Origin of the sequence: Microbacterium alkaliflavum, assembly GCF_044325405.1 — a bacterium.
Classification (GTDB): Bacteria; Actinomycetota; Actinomycetes; order Actinomycetales; family Microbacteriaceae; genus Microbacterium; species Microbacterium alkaliflavum.
In genome coordinates this window covers 53,110-70,039 of record NZ_JBIQWL010000004.1, presented here as the reverse complement: position 1 = coordinate 70,039, position 16,930 = coordinate 53,110, and the positions used below count along the sequence as shown (strand labels likewise).

The following is a 16,930-nucleotide window of genomic DNA, read 5'->3' as shown; positions in this document are numbered from 1 at the left end:
ACCCCGGGTCCGACTCGAGGCCCCGGGTCCGAGTCGAGCCGCCGCGCGCCTCGACTCGCCCCCCGAACCTCGACCGACGGCCTGAACCTCGACTGACCGGGCGCCAGATCTTTCGGTCCACCGAAATCTAGGGTAGTTTTTCGGTATGCCGAAAACAGCGACGGAGCTGCCCGCCGTCGAGACCGCTCGCAGCGGCGGACTGCCGCGCGTCGCGTGGCTCATAGGCCCTGCCCTCGTCGCGGGCGTCGCCTACCTCGACCCCGGCAACGTCGCGAGCAACATGACCGCAGGCGCCCGCTACGGCTATCTGCTCGTCTGGGTCGTCGTGCTCGGCAACGTCATGGCGTGGCTCATCCAGTACCTCTCGGCCAAGCTCGGCATCGTCACGGGCATGAGCCTTCCCGAGGCGCTCGGCCGCCGCATCCGCAGCACGTGGGGCCGGCGCGCCTACTGGCTGCAGGCCGAGCTCGTCGCGATGGCCACCGACATCGCCGAGGTGATCGGCGGCGCCGTCGCCCTCAACCTGCTGTTCGGCGTCCCCCTGCTGTGGGGCGGCGTCATCACGGGCACCGTCTCGATCGGGATGCTGCTCATCCAGGCCCGCCGCGGGCCGAAGACGTTCGAGTTCGTCGTGATCGGGCTCATCGTCGTCATCGCCGTCGGCTTCACGTACGGGGTCATCGTCGCGCCGCCCGATCCGGCAGGCGTCGTCTCGGGCCTCGTCCCGCGCTTCGAGGATGCGGGCTCTGTGCTGCTCGCCGCCTCGATCCTGGGCGCCACGATCATGCCGCACGCGATCTATGCGCACAGCGCCCTCGCACGCGACCGCTTCGCGCCCACCGGCTCGCCGGCGTCCTCCGGGGGGATGGATGCCGGCGAGCCGACCTCCCCGCAGCGACCCGACCTCGCGGAGCTGCGGGGCATCTCGACGACCCGGCTGCTGCGCGCGACGCGGTGGGACGTGACGATCGCCATGATCATCGCGGGCACCGTGAACCTCTGCATCCTCCTCCTGGCCGCCGCCAACCTCGCCGGCGTGCCCGGCACGACATCGCTCGAGGGCGCCTACGAGGCGCTGTACGCGGGACTCGGCCCGGTCGTCGCGACGCTCTTCGCGGTGGGCCTGCTCGCCAGCGGCCTCGCCTCGACGTCGGTCGGGGCCTACGCGGGCGCCGAGATCATGCACGGCCTCCTGCACATCGACGTGCCGCTGCTGGCACGCCGCCTCGTCACGCTCGTCCCGGCGCTCCTCATCCTCGCCGCGGGCTTCGACCCGACGCTCGCGCTCGTGCTGAGCCAGGTGGTGCTGTCGTTCGGCATCCCGTTCGCGCTCATCCCGCTCGTGGCCCTCACGGCGAAGCGCGAGGTGCTCGGCCCCTTCCGCAGCCACCCTGCGACGACGGCCGCGGGGATCGCGGCATCCGTCTTCCTCATCGCCCTCAACGCGACGCTTCTCTGGCTCGTCTTCACCGGCGGGTAGCCTTTCAGCGTGCCGTCCCCCGCCATCGACGACTATCTGAAGACGATCTACCACCACACCGAGTGGCAGGACGATCGCATCACGCCGTCGCAGCTGGCCGGCGAGCTGGGTCTCGCGCCGTCGAGCGTCACCGAGATGGTGCAGAAGCTCGCCGCGCAGGGCCTCGTGGCGCACCGGCCGTACGGGCCGATCGGGCTGACCGACGAGGGCGAGCTGCGCGCCGCCGCGATCATCCGGCGGCATCGGCTCATCGAGACGTGGCTCGTCCGCGAGTTCGGCTACGGCTGGGACGAGGTGCACGACGAGGCCGAGGTGCTCGAGCACGCCGTCAGCGACCGCCTGCTCGAGGGCATCGACGAGCGGCTGGGCCGCCCGACGCACGATCCGCACGGCGACGCGATCCCGGATGCCGCGGGCCGCGTGCACCGCGAGCCCTTCGTGCTCCTCGGGGCGGCGGCGACCGGGCACAGCGGCCGCGTGCTGCGGGTGAGCGACCGCGATCCCGAGCTGCTGCGGTCGATCGAGAGCGCGGGCGTCGCCGTCGGCACGATCGCGACGGTTCAGGATGCCGCGACCCTGCGCATCGGCGAGGCCATGGTCGCCCTCCCCGACGCCGCGGCCACCGCCGTGTGGCTCAGCGCCTGACCCGGCCCCTCAGCGCCTGACCCGGGCCCTCGGCGCTTCACGAGCCGATACGGCGCGCACGAGCCGATACGGCAGTCGGCGTGTGAACCGTGTCGGCTCGTCAGAGACGTATCGGCTCGCGGACTCGCGGGTCAGCGCCGCTTGACCTTGGCGGCCTTCTCGAAGGGCCAGAGCAGGCGCGTCGCGTCTTCGCAGGCGGACCAGATGCGCTCGGCGATCTCGGGGCTGCGCACGATGCGCGCGGGAGTCGTGATGCGCGGCTCGCCGCGTGCGCCGAAGCGCGGTCCGACGAAGTCGCCGCCGACGACGGTGGGGTCGACGAGGGCGCGCACGAGCGGCCACGCACCGCGCTCCTTCGACTGCGAGAACGCCGCCTGGAGGGCGCCTCCGACGCGCGTCGAGCGGGTCGGCTCGTTGACGCCCTCGACGTCGGCGGTGCGGCCGCTCGTCGAATAGCCCGGGTGGGCGACGATGCTCCACACGTGCACGCCGGCGGCGCGCAGCCGCCGGTCGGCCTCGAAGCCGAGCACGCTCGTCGCGACCTTCGACTGCACGTAGGCGCGCCACGCCGTGTAGTTCTTGCGCAGCTGCGGGTCGACGGGGTCGTAGGGGCTGATGGCGGTCGACATGCTGCCGAGCCACACCATGCGCCCCGACCACCCCGCGAGCGACGTCAGCAGCTCCCCCGCCAGCGCGTAGTGGCCGAGGGCGTTGGTCGCGAAGACGAGCTCGTTGCCGTCCGGCGTCTGCTGGCGCTCCTTCGGAGCGTGCACGATGCCCGCGTTGAGCAGCACGCCGTCGAGCCGTCCGCGACCGCGCACGGTCGCGGCCGCCGCCCGCACCGAGCCGAGGTTGCTCGTATCGATGATGAGGCTCTCCAGCCGGGCATCCGGCACCTTCCGCAGCACGGCGGCGCGCGCGGCCGAGAGCCGGTTGGGATTACGTGCGGTCATGATGACCTCGGCGCCGGTCGCCGCGAGCTGCTCGACGGCGAAATATCCGAGACCGGCGTTGGAGCCCGTCACGAGATACGTACGTCCGCGCATGTCGGGGAGGTGCTGGGGATCCCAGTCGGGTCGGGCCACGGCTTAGAGATTACGTGTCCGGGCGCCCGGATAGGCTGGCCCCATGCGGACACGCGCCGACATCGAATGCTGGCTCACCGACATGGACGGCGTGCTCGTCCACGAGAACCGCCCCATCCCCGGCGCTGCCGAGCTGCTGGCGCAGTGGCGCGACGCCGGCACCCCCTTCCTGGTGCTGACGAACAACCCGATCTTCACGCCGCGCGACCTCAGCGCGCGGCTGCGCCGCTCCGGCCTGGACGTCCCCGAGGACCGCATCTGGACGTCGGCTCTCGCGACCGCCGAGTTCCTGCGCTCGCAGCTGCCCGGTGGCACGGCGTTCGTCATCGGCGAGGCGGGACTCACGACAGCACTCCACGAGGCCGGCTACATCATGACCGAGTCGCAGCCCGACTACGTCGTCGTCGGCGAGACGCGGCAGTACTCCTTCGAGGCGATCACGAAGGCGATCCGCTTCATCAATGCGGGCGCGCGCTTCATCGTGACGAATCCGGATGCCACGGGCCCGACCCCGACAGGCGTGGTGCCGGCGACGGGCTCGTTCGCGGCGCTCATCACGAAGGCCACGGGCAAGGAGCCCTACGTCGTCGGCAAGCCGAACCCCATGATGTTCCGCTCCGCGCTCAACCGCATCGGCGCGCACTCCGAGACGACCGGCATGATCGGCGACCGCATGGACACCGACGTCGTCGCGGGCATCGAGGCGGGCCTGCACACCGTGCTCGTGCTCACCGGCATCAGCGACCCGGCCGAGATCGAGCGCTACCCGTTCCGCCCCGACGAGATGCTGGACTCCGTCGCCGACCTCGTGGCGGTCGAGCCCGCCGAGTCCGAGCTGCCCGAGGGCATCTGATGGGTGCGCTCGATGAGGGCGAGCGGGTCGTCGCACGGGATGCCGCGACGTGGCGCGCCTGGCTCGAGCAGAACCACGCCAGCTCCAAGGGCGCGTGGCTCGTGCGCCCGCGCCCCGGATCCGACCTCGAGCTGATCGACTACGAGGACGCCATCCTGCAGGCCCTGTGCTTCGGGTGGATCGACGGCCCGGTGCGCTCGTTCGACGAACAGACCGGCGGCCTGTGGTTCGCGCCGCGGCGCGCTTCGAGCGGGTGGGCGGCGACCAACAAGGCCCGCCTGCTGCTGCTCGAGGAGCAGGGGCTCATGGCCGACGCGGGCGTCAAAGCGGTCGAGCTCGCGAAGGCGAACGGCTCCTGGACGATCCTCGACAACGCCGAGGCGATGCGCGAGCCCGACGACCTCGCGTCGGCGCTCGATGCCGACGCGACGGCGCGGGCGAACTGGGACGGCTTCCCGCCGTCGTCGCGCAAGTTCGGCATCGCGGCAGTCGACAGCGCGCGCCGGCCCGAGACCCGCGCCGCGCGCGTCGCGAAGCTCGTGACCGATGCCGCGGCGGGCCGGAGGCCCAACTGATGCCCCTCGACCAGGCGCTGCTCTACGGCGTCACGATCGTCATCCTGACAGGCACGCTCATCGTGTGGATCATCGCCTACCGCCGCATGAACCGCCGCGACAAGGACTGAGCAGACATGGACGACCGGGCCCCCGAGCCCCCGGCCCAGCCGGAACCCGATGCCGTCGGCACCGTGGGCGCGCCGTTCGCGCTGCCACTGCCGGCGGGCGCCGCGACGGGAGCCGAGTGGCGGCTCGAACTGCCCGAGGGCCTGCGACCGGCGGGAGAGTCCGACGCATCCGCACCGGGCGAGCCGGGTGACCCCATCGACGCGCTCCCGCTCGTCGTCGCGGACGAAGCAGGGGCGTACCAGGTGGTCGCCCACCTGATACGCCCGTGGGATGCCTCGGTCCTGCGCACCGTCACGCTTCAGGTCGCGGTGCGCTGAGCCGCCTCAGTGGATCGGGGCGCGTTCGGGAACGCGCAGCGGTCCCGGGTCGGGAATCGGGATGCGGCGCAGCTGCTCGAGCCGCACGGGGTCGAGCACGATCGGACGCAGGAGCGGCGGCCGGACGCCGCGAGCCCCGTACATCGGCTGGTTGTCGATGTTGCTGTCGCCGTACTTGATGCGGAAGAAGCCCGCACCCGTGCCGTCGGGATCGGCCGGGCCGCCCCACGTGGTGCCCCACGAGTTGCGGCAGATCCAGCTGCCTTCGACGTCGTCGTAGCCGATCACGAGCACGGCGTGCCCGCCGCGGACGTTGCCCCACGCGTGGCTGTACTGGCCGCCGCCGTAGGCGTCGAAGTCCTGGTACACCGTGAATCCCGCGATGAGCGGACCGACGGTCGCCAGGTACAGCTTGCGGTCGTCGCCGGTGTGCGCGGTCGAGTTGGTGATGCCGTACGAGCGCAGGGCGCGCAGCGGCTGGCTGCGGTCGTGCGCGATCCACAGGTTGTCGCCGCCGAACGCCGGCGGCGAGTCGAACGCCGTCATGTAGGGGAACGACCCCTCGACGGCGATCCCGCGATGGCGCACCTCGTCGAGCGACGACTGGTTGTTCCACCCGCCGCAGTTGGCGCCGTGCGCGGAGGCGAAGTGCTGGTCCGCCTCCGACAGGTCGACCGGCGAGACCCCGAGCTCGATCGCCGCCTGTGCGCCGACGAGGCCCGCGGTCGCGAACGACACACACGATCCGCACTGTCCCTGGTCGGTGACCGGGCCGATCGCGCCGCGGTCGCGCCAGTCCCACCGCTTCGGCCGGAGCAGGAAGTGGAACTTCAACAGGTCCGGCCGGATGAGCCGGTTGAGCAGCACATCCTGATCACCGGCCTTGATCCGGGCGATCAGCTCGTCGCCGTACGCTTCGGCGAACGCGACCTGGTCGGCCGGCACGTCCTCGGCACCGAGACCACGGATGACGGGCTCGGCGAGCACACGCCATCGCAGGCCCTGGTCGGCCACGGCCTTGCGCACCGCCGCGATGTCGATCTTCGAATCTTCAGCCATTTCGCACCCCTTTCAGGTGCGCCGACCCACGTCGGCGTCACCTGCGAGGAGTGCCCACCGTGCCCCGCTGATACCGCGGTCCTACGATCGGATCATGTCGCTCGGAGTCGTCGCCCTCGCCCTCGGATGCCTCGTCGCCGCGACGATCCTGTGGCAGCGCAACAAGAAGGCGGGCGTCGACGGCGTCGGCCGCGGTGGGACGCGCGTCGCGATCATCGTGCTGACGATCGCCGGAGTGCTCCTGGCCCTCGCCTCGCAGACGTTCTTCCGCTCCTGACCGCTCGTGAACTCCGCGCGCTACTGGGGCTGGAGCCCCAGGTCGTCGAGGTCGATCGCGGCGAGCCACTGGAGGCCCTCGGCCTCGACGGCGGCCTGCGCACCCGTCTTGCGGTCGACGATGACGGCGACCGCGACAGGCTCGGCGCCTTCGCGGCGCAGCGCCGCGACGGCCTTGAGCGCGGACTGGCCCGTCGTCGAGGTGTCTTCGACCACGACGACGCGCTTGCCCGAGACCTCGGCACCCTCGACCTGGCGTCCGCGGCCATGGTCCTTCGGCTCCTTGCGCACGACGAACGCGTCGAGCGGGGCGTCGCTGCGCGCCGACTCGTGCATGACCGCGTTGGCGATGGGGTCTGCCCCGAGCGTCAGCCCGCCCACGGCGACGATCCCGTCGACATCGCGCACAAGATCGAGCATGATGCGCCCGATCGCGGGTGCGGCGCGGTGGTCGAGCGTGAGCTTGCGCATGTCGACGTAGTAGGACGCCTTCTTGCCGCTCGACAGGGTGAAGTCGCCGTGGAATACGGCCTCGGCCTTGATGAGGTCGATGAGGCGCTGGCGGTCGGCTTCGAGTTCGGGCGTGGAGGCGGCGGTCATGGGCACGAGTCTACGGAGGTGCACGGTCACATCCGGATTTCGCAAGAAGGCCTGTTGTTTCGGTCCGCCGTCCCGTAAAGAGGAGGGACGGCCCCGAGCCGTCCGGCATGATGGCCAACCGCGCCCCCTGCGCCCCGACCCGAACTGGAGTGTGTATGAGCCGCATCGGCATCGTCGCGGAGCTTCCCGGCGAAACGAGGGTCTCGGCGACCCCGTCCACCGTCGGCAAGCTCATCGCCCTGGGGTACGACGTGGTCGTCGAGGCGGGGGCGGGTCAGGCATCCGCCTTCCCTGACGATGCGTACCGGGATGCCGGTGGCGCGGTCGTGGACTGTGCGACGGCGTGGCAGGCGGACATCGTCCTGAAGGTCGATGCGCCGACACCGGCGGAGGTCGATCGGCTCGCCGACGGCGCGACGCTGATCGGCCTGCTCAGCCCCGCGCTGCGCCCCGACGTGCGCGAGTCGCTCGCGACCCGCGGGATCACGGCGCTCGCCCTGGACGCGGTGCCGCGCATCTCGCGCGCGCAGTCGATGGATGTGCTCAGCTCGATGGCGAACATCTCCGGCTACCGCGCCGTCGTGGAGGCCGCTCACGAGTTCGGCCGGTTCTTCACCGGGCAGGTCACTGCCGCCGGCAAGGTGCCGCCCGCGAAGGTGCTCGTCGCGGGCGCCGGCGTCGCGGGGCTCGCCGCGATCGGCGCGGCGTCGAGCCTCGGCGCGATCGTGCGGGCCACCGACCCGCGCCCCGAGGTCGCCGACCAGGTGCGCTCGATCGGCGGCGAGTACCTCCCGGTCGAGGCCGTCGTCGAGCAGTCCACCGACGGCTATGCGAAGGCGACGAGCGAGGCCTACGACCGGGCCGCCGCCGAGCTGTACTCGGCCCAGGCGCGCGACGTCGACATCATCATCACGACGGCCCTCATCCCCGGCCGGCCGGCGCCGCGCCTCATCACGGCGGCCGACGTCGCGGCGATGCAGCCGGGCAGCGTCATCGTCGACATGGCGGCCGGACAGGGCGGCAACGTCGAGGGCTCGGTCGCGGGCGAGCGCATCGTGACGCCCAACGGGGTCGTGATCCTCGGCTACACCGACCTGGCGGGGCGCCTCCCGACGCAGGCGTCGCAGCTGTACGGCACGAACCTCCTCAACCTCCTCAAGCTCCTCACCCCCGGCAAGGACGGCACGATCGTCCTCGACTTCGACGACGTCGTGCAGCGCTCCATCACCGTCGTCCGCGACGGCGAGTCGACCTGGCCGCCACCGCCGGTGTCGGTGTCGGTCGCACCCGCGGCGAAGCCCGAGGCCGCGGCATCCCCCGCACCCGCTCCGAAGCAGGGGATCTCGCAACGCGCGCGGACGGGGCTGGTCGCCTTCGGGATCGGCGTCTTCTTCCTCGTGGCGGCCACAGCTCCCGCGCCGCTTCCGCAGCACTTCACAGTGCTCATGCTGTCGGTCGTCGTCGGGTTCTACGTCATCGGGCACGTGCACCACGCCCTGCACACGCCGCTCATGAGCGTGACCAACGCGATCTCCGGCATCATCGTCGTCGGCGCGATGCTCCAGCTCGCGTCGCCGTTCCCCGTCGTGCAGGTACTCGCCGCGATCGCCGTGCTGCTGGCGAGCATCAACATCTTCGGCGGCTTCTCCGTCACGCGGCGAATGCTCGCGATGTTCCAGAAGGGCAGCCGGTGACCGCGGTCGCGGGGACGGCCGTGTACACGGCGGTGCCGTCGGTCGCAGAGTCCGTCGCGAGCGCCGCGTACATCGTGGCGGCGCTCCTGTTCATCCTCGCCCTGGCGGGGCTCAGCAAGCACGACACCGCACGCCGCGGCGTCGTCTACGGCATCGCGGGCATGACGATCGCACTCCTCGCGACGGCATGGATCACGATCGAGGATCTGTGGGCACAGCCGCAGGCGACCACGGGGCTGCTCCTGCTCGTCGTCGCGGTGCTCGTCGGCGGCGGAATCGGCCTGTGGCGCGCGCGCCGCGTCGAGATGACCGGGATGCCCGAACTCATCGCCCTGTTCCACAGCTTCGTCGGTCTCGCGGCCGTGCTGGTCGGATGGAACGGCGCTGCCTCGACCGCCGAGGTCTCGCCCGATCTCGTCGGCATCCACAACGCCGAGGTCTTCATCGGCGTCTTCATCGGCGCCGTGACCTTCACGGGGTCGATCGTCGCGTTCCTCAAGCTCTCGGCGCGGATGTCGTCGAGGCCGCTCATGCTGCCGGGCAAGAACGCCCTCAACGTCGGCGCACTCGTCGCGTTCGTCGTCCTGACGGTCTGGTACGTCGTCACGCCGAACATCTGGCTGCTCGTCGCCGTGACGATCCTCGCGCTCGCCCTCGGCTGGCACCTCGTCGCCTCGATCGGCGGCGGCGACATGCCCGTCGTCGTGTCGATGCTCAACAGCTACTCCGGCTGGGCGGCCGCTGCAGCCGGCTTCCTGCTGAACAACGACCTGCTCATCATCACGGGTGCGCTCGTCGGATCCTCGGGTGCCTACCTGAGCTACATCATGTGCAAGGCGATGAACCGGTCGTTCATCTCGGTCATCGCGGGCGGCTTCGGCATCGAGGCACCGCGCACGTCCGACGAGGAGGAGGGCGAGCACCGCGAGACCGACGCCGAGAGCGTCGCCGACCTGCTGACGACTTCGTCCCGCGTCGTCATCACGCCGGGGTACGGGATGGCCGTCGCGCAGGCCCAGTACCCCGTCGCCGAGCTCGCCTCGCGGCTGCGCGAGCGCGGCGTCGACGTGCGGTTCGGCATCCATCCCGTCGCGGGACGCCTTCCGGGCCACATGAACGTGCTCCTGGCCGAAGCGAAGGTGCCGTACGACATCGTCCTCGAGATGGACGAGATCAACGACGACTTCGCCGCCACGTCGGTCGTGCTCGTCATCGGGGCCAACGACACCGTCAACCCCGCCGCGGCCGAAGACCCCGGAAGCCCCATCGCCGGCATGCCCGTGCTGCGCGTGTGGGATGCCGACAACGTCGTCGTCTTCAAGCGATCGATGGCCTCCGGCTACGCCGGCGTGCAGAACCCGCTCTTCTACCGCGACAACGCCGCGATGCTCTTCGGCGACGCCAAGGAGCGGGTCGAGGACATCCTCCGCGCGCTCTGACCACGCCCTGTCGCTGAGCCTCCACCGGACTGCCGAGAGCGCGGGTGCCACCCGCGTGCTCGGCAGTCCCATGGAGGCTCACGGTCAAGCGCGACGGACAGAGCCCGCCCGGGGATGGATCCGGGCGGGCTCTGGTCTGACGATCCGGGAGCGTCAGGTCCGCACGCCGTTGCCGCGGAGGCGGCTGATGGCGTCGACGGTCGCGGCGAGGATGAGGACCGCGCCGGTGACCATGAGGTTGATGCCGGCGCCGAGGTTCAGCAGGCCCAGGCCGTTGGTGATGACCGCGATCACGAGAGCACCGATCGCGGCGTTGCTCAGCCGGCCCTTGCCGCCGAAGAGGCTGACACCGCCGACGACGGCCGCGGCGACGCCGCTGAGCACGATGTCGCGGCCGACGGTCGCGTCGACCGATCCGACGCGCGACACGCTGAGCAGCGCCGAGAACACGGCGAGCGTGGAACAGATCACGAATGCCCACCACTTGATCCAGCGCACCTTGACGCCCGACCGGCGGGCGGCTTCGGCGTTGCCGCCGATTGCGTAGATGTAGCGGCCGTACTTCGTGCGGTCCAGCAGGAACGTGCCCAGCCACAGGATCACGAGCACGATCGGGACGATCATCGGCACGCCCTCGACTGCGAATAGGCCCTGCCCGCGGTTCTGGTTGAGGATGTAGATCGCGATGCCGCCGATGACGGCGATCACGGCGAGCTTGATCCACACGAGCGTGATGGTGCGGTTCGGGACGCCCGCGCGGTTGCGGCGGGCGCGGTCCCAGAACGACGTCGCCGCCGAGATCGCGAGGATGATCACGAGCATGGCCCAGCCGGCCCAAGGGGGCAGGTTGCCGTTCTGCAGCGCGATGAGCTCGGGAACCTCGACGCGGAACAGGCCGCCCGAGCCGATGATGAGCAGCGCGAGGCCCTGGTAACCGAGGAACAGACCCAGCGTCACGACGAACGACGGGATGCCGACCCTCGCGACGAAGAAGCCGATGATCGCGCCTGTCGCGACGCCGAACGCGAATCCGGCGATCAGCGCGATCGGCCACGGCACGTGGAAGTTCGCGTTGAGCACGACGAACAGCGCCATCGCGACACCGCCGGTGACACCGGCGGACAGGTCGATCTCGCCCAGGAGCAGCACGAACACCAGCGCCATGCCGAGCATGACGAGGGTCGCCGCCTGGTTGAGCAGGTTCGCGAAGTTGCGCTCGGTGAGGAAGAACGGGCTGAGCGACGCGAACAGGATCGACAGGACGACGAGGCCCCCGACGGCGGGCAGGGCGCCCATGTCGCCGGAGCGGACGCGCTGCCACCACGCCTGGATCTGGTCGCCCAGGCCGCCCTCGACGCCGCTGCCGATCATGTCGCTCGCGACGGGATCCGGAGCGGCCGTCGTACGTGTCGTGGTCATGCCGCACCCCCGTTGGTCTCGATGTTGGTCGTGCCGATGAGCTCGACCCCGTTGGTCTTCGTGCCGGTGATGTAGCCCACGACGTCGTCGCGGTTGGTGTCCTTCGTCTCGATCTGCGCGACCATCTGCCCGAGATACAGCACGGCGATGTCGTCGGCGACGGCGAACACGTCGGCCAGGTTGTGGCTGATCAGCACGACCGCGACGTTCTGCTCTGCGAGCCGCTCGACCAGGTGGAGCACCTGCTCGGTCTGGGCGACGCCGAGCGCGGCGGTCGGCTCGTCGAGGATCACGACGCGGGCCTTCTTCAGCACGGCGCGCGCGATCGCGACGGTCTGCCGCTGGCCGCCGGACAGGCTCGACACCTTCTGCCGCACCGACTTCACGGTGCGGACCGAGAGCGATCGGAGCGTGTCGGACGCCTCCTTCTCCATGCGGCCCTCGTCGAACGTGCCGAACGAGAGCTCCTCGCGGCCGAGGAACATGTTCTGCACGATGTCGAGGTTGTCGCATAGGGCGAGGTCCTGGTACACGACCTCGATCCCGAGCGCAGCGGCCTCGCGCGGCGTGTGCAGCGCGCGATGCTCGCCGTCGATGAGGACTTCTCCCTCGTCGTAGGGCTGCACGCCGGCGAGCCCCTTGATGAGGGTGGACTTGCCCGCGCCGTTGTCGCCGACGAGGGCCGTGACCTTGCCGGGGCGGACCTTCAGGTCCACGCCCTTGAGCACACTCACGGGGCCGAAGGACTTCTTCACGCCCCGCAGTTCGATGATGGGTTCTGACATGCTCGCTTCCTTGCGCTGTCGTGCGTGAAAGGGGCGTCGCGACGCCTGGTCGCGACGCCCCTCTCTGCGTACGTTACTGCGTGACGCCGTTCGCGTCGCAGGCGGCCTTCACATCGGCCGTGCAGACGTCGCTGTAGGAGGCGTCACCGGCGGCGATGACCTCCTTGACCTCCTTCGGGCCGACGAGCTGCGGCGTGACCTGGACGTACGGCGTGCCGTCGTCGAGCTTCGCCTGCGCGTTGACCTTCTCGCCCTTGAGCAGCGCGACCGCGGTCGCGACAGCCGCGGTGGCCTCGTCCTTCACGGGCTTGTAGACCGTGGCGGTCTGCCAGCCGAGCAGGATGTTCTGCAGGCCCGCGACGTTGGCGTCCTGGCCGGAGACGGCAACGCCCTTCAGGTTGTTGTCCTGGAGGACCTTGATGACACCGGCTGCGTTCGTGTCGTTCGCGACCCACACGCCGTCGACCTTGCCGCCGAGCGACGTGAGCGCCTGCTCGAAGTTGGTCTGCGACTTGGCCTGGTCCCAAACCCCCGGGGGCTCTGCCGCCGGCTTGATGCCGGCCGCTTCCATGACCTCGACGGCGCCGTCGTGGAACATCTTGGCGTTGCCGTCGGTCGGGTCGCCGCCCATGTAGACGACCGTCGCGGACGCCGGGTCCTTGCCGGCGGCCTTCAGGCCGTCGAGGACCGTCTGGCCCTCGAGCTTGCCGACCTCGTTGTTGTCGAACGACACGTAGTAGTCGGCGCCCGTGAACGGACGGTCGTAGGCGACGACGGGGATGCCCTCGTTCTTCGCCTTCGTCGCGACGCCCTCGGCGGCACCCTGGTAGTCGACGAGCAGCATGACACCGCAGCCCTTGGTGAGCTGCTGGTCGGCGATCGTCGCGTACTTGTTGACGTCGCCCTGCGCGTTCTGGATGTCGGCCTCGAAGCCCGCGGCCTTCAGGCCTTCTTCGAGGTACTTGCGGTCGAAGTTCTCCCAGCGCGGCGAGGACGCCGCGTCAGGCAGGATGACGCACGCACGCGTCGAACTGGCTTCGCCACCGCTCGTTCCGGTCGAGCTGCCTCCGCCCGAGCTGGAACAGCCGGCCAGAAGGGCCACCGCCGCACTCCCCAGTGCGACCGCGGCGATAACGGATGACTTCCTCATCATTCGCCTTTCATCGTTGAATGTGCAGACGCACCTCACGGGCTTTCGCGTCTGAAAGCGATCATGAGCGATGGCTTTCTTGGCGTCAAGTAGTGAACGTAACGCTTTGGCAACGGCCCCCATGCGTTCGCCACCTGAAGGCAGACGGGTCCCCGGGAACCCCTACGCGCGGCCGGTCGCGGCGCGCGTGCGGCGCGAGATCGAGTCGACGATGACGGCCAGCACGAGTACGACGCCCGTGATGATGAAGCGCACGGAGGAGTCGAGATTCAGCAGCGTCAGCCCCGACGAGATCGACTGGATGACGATGATGCCCAGCAGCGCCGAGAAGGCCGTCCCCCGGCCGCCGAAGAGGCTCGCGCCGCCGATGACGGCGGCGGCGATGGCGTTGAGGTTCGTGTCGCCGCCGCCCGAGCTCTGGTTGGCGGCCGCGAGCCGCGCCGCCGCGAGGATCCCGCCGACGGCGGCGAACGTCGAGCACAGGGCGAAGACCGAGTAGTAGATGCGGTCGACCCGGATCCCGGCGCGCCGCGCCGCCTCGACCGACCCGCCGACGGCGTAGACCGCACGCCCCCAGCGCGTGCGCGTGAGCACGAGGTGCATGACGACGACGAGCGCGATGAAGAACAGGAACATGAGACCGACGCCGCGGGAGAGGTTGAGGTACCAGACCGAGACGAGGAGGAACACGAGCAGGCCGCCCGTACGGATGCCGATCTCGAGGTAGCTCTGGCTCACGAGGTTGGCCGCGGCGCGCCGCTGCGCCCGGCGGACGAGCGAGACGCCGTACGCGGCGACGACGACCACCGCGAGGAGGTACGACGCCCACGGCGGCAGGAACATCTTCTGCGCGAACTGCACGAGCCACGAGTCGAACGGCAGGTTGATGGATCCCGAGCTGCCCAGCACCCACAGCTGCACCCCGAGGAAGCCCAGCAGCCCCGCGAGCGTGATGACGAAGCTCGGCAGCCCGAACCGCGTGTACAGGAACCCGTAGATCAGGCCCGCGGCCATGCCGGCGGCGACGGCGGCGAGGATCGCGAAGACCGCGTTCCACTGCAGCTCCACGAGCGTGACGGCGAGGATGGCAGCGGCCAGGCCCGAGACGGAGCCGACCGACAGGTCGATCTCGCCCACGAGCAGGACGACCACGATGCCCAGCGCCAGGGTGCCGATCGCGGCGCACTGCATCGTGAGGTTGACGAGGTTGGTGCTCGACAGGAACACGGGGTTGAGGATCTGGAAGATGCCCCAGATCACGACGAGGCCGACGATGACCGGGAGCGATCCGAGGTCGCCGCCCTTCACGCGATCGACGAACGCGTCCGCCGCACGGCGGATCGCGCCGGCGCTCAGCATCCGCTCGTCGCCTTGCAGGTCATCGTGCACGGCGGCCCGGTCGTCGCGCACGCCATTCACCGCTCGCCTCGCTCGGAGCGGTTCGAGGGGCGGCGAGTGGTGCTCTGCGGCATCCGGATGATCCGTCCGTCCTTCGCGGGCTCGGCCGGCCTCTCGGGCTCCGGCCGCGCCTTGCCGCGTGTCGTGGCACCCGTGATGGCGGCCACGAGCGTCTCGCTCGTGACGTCCACGGCGTTGAAGACGCCGTTGTTGCGGCCGAGCCGAAGCACCACGACGCGGTCGGCGACCGCGAGCACGTCCGCCATGTTGTGGCTGATCAGGATGACGCCGTGTCCGCGTTCGCGCAGGCGCTCGATGAGGTTGAGCACTTCGGCGGTCTGCGCGACACCGAGCGCCGCGGTCGGCTCGTCGAGGATCACGACCCGCGGGTCGCCGATGAGCGAGCGGGCGATCGCGACGGTCTGGCGCTGGCCGCCGGACAGGGCTGCGACGGGGCTGCGCACGGACGGGATCTTGGCCGACAGCTCGCGCAGGAGCGTCCAGGTGCGCTGCTCCATCTCGACCTCATCGAGGCCGCCGCCCGTGACGAGCTCGCGCCCGAGCCAGAGGTTCGCGACGACGTCGAGGTTGTCGCACAGTGCGAGGTCCTGGAAGATCGTCTCGATGCCGAGCTCCTGCGAGTCGGCGGGACTCGCGATCTCGACGGGCTCTCCGTCGAACTCGATCGAGCCGGCATCGGGCGGGTGCACGCCCGCGAGGATCTTGACGAGCGTCGACTTGCCTGCCCCGTTGTCGCCGACGAGTGCGACGACCTCGCCCTCGCTCACCGAGAATTCGACGTCGGTGAGCGCCTTGACCGCGCCGAAGTGCTTGCCGATCCCCCTCATCGTGAGGATCCGCTGGCGCCGCGGCGGCGAGCTGACCGGATTCGACATCGCTTAGAGAATGCCAGCCGCACGGCACGCCGCGGCGTAATCGGGGGTGCAGATGTCGTCCACGGTCCAGAATCCGTCGGCCACGACGGTGTCGAGGATGTCGTGGACCGTCACGGCGACGGGCTCGAGGAGCGTCGCCGGAGTGCCGTCGATCTCGAGCGGCGCGGTGATCTCCTGCCCGTGCAGCAGCTTAACCGCGACCTCGGCGGCGAGCTCGGCCTGCGGCTTGATCGCCTTGTACACGGTCATGTACTGGTCGCCCGAGACGATGCGCTGCAGCGCCGTGAGCTCGGCATCCTGTCCCGTGACGATCGGGAACGGTTCGACCGCGGCGGCCTTGAGCGCCGAGACCGCGCCGCCCGCCGTGCCGTCGTTCGCGGCGTACACCCCCGCGATCTCGTCGCCGAACTGCGCGATCTGACCCGCGACCCACTCCTGCGCCTTGTCGGGACTCCAGTCGGGTGTGTCGTACGACGCGAGCACGCGCAGGCCGTGCTCGTCGATGACGCGCTCGGCTCCCTTGCGGAACATGGCGGAGTTGCTGTCCGTCGGCGATCCGTTGACCATGAGGATGCCGCCCTCCGACGTGCCGCCGGCCTCCATCGCGTCGGCGAGCGCAGTGGCCTGCAGCTCGCCGACCTTCTCGTTGTCGAACGAGACGTAGTACGCGAGGTCTCCGCCGGAGATGAGGCGGTCGTACGAGACGACGGGCACGCCCTGCGAGTTCGCCTCGGCGACGATGCTCGCGGCGGCGTTCGTGTCGACGGCGTCGAGCACGAGCACGCCCGCCCCCGCGGCGAGCGCCGACTCGGCCTGCTGCTGCTGCTTCGCGGCATCCTGATCCGCGTTCGAGTACATCACCCGGTAGTCGCCCAGCTCCCCGACGCGCGCCTCGAAGAAGGGGCGGTCGAACGTCTCGTAGCGCGCCGTCTTGGCGTCGGGGAGGAGGAGTGCGATGACGTTCGACTCGCCTCCGACCGACGCGGGCGGCGTGCACCCGGCGAGGAGCGCCGCCGACAGAGCTGTCGCGACGCCGAGCGCGGCCGCGCGCAGGACGGGGGTCCATCGCCGGGAATGCGACATCGGGTGCACCTCGGCTCAGGCCGAGACGGGGATGACTTCGGCGTCGACGGTCACGTGGTCGAGGG

General features: G+C 70.4%; 17 protein-coding genes. 8 read left to right on the top strand and 9 right to left on the bottom strand.

The features are described from left to right. Window positions 1-145 precede the first annotated feature (145 nt). Entirely contained in the window at window positions 146-1,480 is a 1,335-nt protein-coding gene (locus ACH3VR_RS12200; protein WP_397556581.1) for an Nramp family divalent metal transporter, read from the top strand. Window positions 1,481-1,489: 9 nt separating this feature from the next. Then, window positions 1,490-2,125, top strand: coding sequence for a metal-dependent transcriptional regulator (locus ACH3VR_RS12195; protein WP_397556580.1), 636 nt, complete (start codon window positions 1,490-1,492; stop codon window positions 2,123-2,125). Window positions 2,126-2,256: 131 nt separating this feature from the next. Here ACH3VR_RS12195 and ACH3VR_RS12190 read toward each other — a convergent pair whose 3' ends face one another. Further along, a complete protein-coding gene (locus ACH3VR_RS12190; RefSeq protein WP_397556579.1) occupies window positions 2,257-3,210 on the bottom strand; it encodes an SDR family NAD(P)-dependent oxidoreductase in 954 nt (317 codons plus the stop codon). A gap of 43 nt (window positions 3,211-3,253) precedes the next feature. On the opposite strand from ACH3VR_RS12190, the gene ACH3VR_RS12185 reads away from it, so the two are divergent. The 3 genes from ACH3VR_RS12185 to ACH3VR_RS12175 all read left to right on the top strand — a co-directional run bounded on the left by ACH3VR_RS12185 (window position 3,254) and on the right by ACH3VR_RS12175 (window position 5,066). Continuing rightward, window positions 3,254-4,063, top strand: a complete 810-nt coding sequence (locus ACH3VR_RS12185; protein WP_397556578.1) for an HAD-IIA family hydrolase — start codon at window positions 3,254-3,256, stop codon at window positions 4,061-4,063. Next, window positions 4,063-4,638, top strand: coding sequence for a YdeI/OmpD-associated family protein (locus tag ACH3VR_RS12180; protein WP_397556577.1), 576 nt, complete (start codon window positions 4,063-4,065; stop codon window positions 4,636-4,638). The genes ACH3VR_RS12185 and ACH3VR_RS12180 overlap by 1 nt, the downstream gene beginning before the upstream one ends. A gap of 116 nt (window positions 4,639-4,754) precedes the next feature. Beyond that, window positions 4,755-5,066 carry a hypothetical protein gene (locus ACH3VR_RS12175; protein WP_397556576.1) on the top strand — a complete coding sequence of 104 codons (312 nt, stop codon included), beginning with the start codon at window positions 4,755-4,757 and terminating at the stop codon, window positions 5,064-5,066. A 6-nt stretch (window positions 5,067-5,072) separates the two neighbouring features. Here ACH3VR_RS12175 and ACH3VR_RS12170 read toward each other — a convergent pair whose 3' ends face one another. After that, complete coding sequence (locus tag ACH3VR_RS12170) at window positions 5,073-6,125, bottom strand: C1 family peptidase (RefSeq protein ID WP_397556575.1); 1,053 nt, start codon at window positions 6,123-6,125, stop codon at window positions 5,073-5,075. Between the two features lie 94 nt (window positions 6,126-6,219). Between ACH3VR_RS12170 and ACH3VR_RS12165 the strand changes: the two genes are divergently transcribed. After that, entirely contained in the window at window positions 6,220-6,402 is a 183-nt protein-coding gene (locus tag ACH3VR_RS12165; RefSeq protein ID WP_397556574.1) for a hypothetical protein, read from the top strand. Between the two features lie 20 nt (window positions 6,403-6,422). On the opposite strand, the gene pyrE is transcribed toward ACH3VR_RS12165, so the two are convergent. Continuing rightward, complete coding sequence (gene pyrE / locus ACH3VR_RS12160; RefSeq protein WP_397556573.1) at window positions 6,423-7,001, bottom strand: orotate phosphoribosyltransferase; 579 nt, start codon at window positions 6,999-7,001, stop codon at window positions 6,423-6,425. Window positions 7,002-7,156: 155 nt separating this feature from the next. Here pyrE and ACH3VR_RS12155 point away from each other — a divergent pair, with 155 nt between their 5' ends. Together ACH3VR_RS12155 and pntB are read left to right on the top strand one after the other, a co-directional pair. After that, window positions 7,157-8,695 carry a Re/Si-specific NAD(P)(+) transhydrogenase subunit alpha gene (locus ACH3VR_RS12155; protein ID WP_397556572.1) on the top strand — a complete coding sequence of 513 codons (1,539 nt, stop codon included), beginning with the start codon at window positions 7,157-7,159 and terminating at the stop codon, window positions 8,693-8,695. Further along, the gene (gene pntB, locus ACH3VR_RS12150) at window positions 8,692-10,134 is read left to right on the top strand and encodes a Re/Si-specific NAD(P)(+) transhydrogenase subunit beta (RefSeq protein ID WP_397556571.1); all 1,443 of its coding nucleotides are present in this window, start codon (window positions 8,692-8,694) and stop codon (window positions 10,132-10,134) included. The genes ACH3VR_RS12155 and pntB overlap by 4 nt, the downstream gene beginning before the upstream one ends. 153 nt (window positions 10,135-10,287) lie before the next feature. On the opposite strand, the gene ACH3VR_RS12145 is transcribed toward pntB, so the two are convergent. The 6 genes from ACH3VR_RS12145 to ACH3VR_RS12120 all read right to left on the bottom strand — a co-directional run bounded on the left by ACH3VR_RS12145 (window position 10,288) and on the right by ACH3VR_RS12120 (window position 16,865). Further along, a complete protein-coding gene (locus ACH3VR_RS12145) occupies window positions 10,288-11,553 on the bottom strand; it encodes a sugar ABC transporter permease (protein ID WP_397556570.1) in 1,266 nt (421 codons plus the stop codon). Then, on the bottom strand, window positions 11,550-12,338 hold the full coding sequence (locus tag ACH3VR_RS12140; RefSeq protein ID WP_397556569.1) for an ATP-binding cassette domain-containing protein: 789 nt from the start codon (window positions 12,336-12,338) through the stop codon (window positions 11,550-11,552). Before ACH3VR_RS12140 ends, ACH3VR_RS12145 begins: the two co-directional genes overlap by 4 nt. A 73-nt stretch (window positions 12,339-12,411) precedes the next feature. Further along, window positions 12,412-13,440, bottom strand: coding sequence for a sugar ABC transporter substrate-binding protein (locus ACH3VR_RS12135; RefSeq protein WP_397556568.1), 1,029 nt, complete (start codon window positions 13,438-13,440; stop codon window positions 12,412-12,414). A 210-nt stretch (window positions 13,441-13,650) separates the two neighbouring features. Next, window positions 13,651-14,847 carry a sugar ABC transporter permease gene (locus ACH3VR_RS12130; RefSeq protein WP_397556976.1) on the bottom strand — a complete coding sequence of 399 codons (1,197 nt, stop codon included), beginning with the start codon at window positions 14,845-14,847 and terminating at the stop codon, window positions 13,651-13,653. A gap of 56 nt (window positions 14,848-14,903) precedes the next feature. After that, window positions 14,904-15,782 carry an ATP-binding cassette domain-containing protein gene (locus ACH3VR_RS12125; protein WP_397556567.1) on the bottom strand — a complete coding sequence of 293 codons (879 nt, stop codon included), beginning with the start codon at window positions 15,780-15,782 and terminating at the stop codon, window positions 14,904-14,906. Between the two features lie 3 nt (window positions 15,783-15,785). Next, window positions 15,786-16,865 (bottom strand): substrate-binding domain-containing protein, encoded by a 1,080-nt coding sequence (locus tag ACH3VR_RS12120; protein ID WP_397556566.1) that lies wholly within the window; start codon window positions 16,863-16,865, stop codon window positions 15,786-15,788. Window positions 16,866-16,930 lie beyond the last annotated feature (65 nt).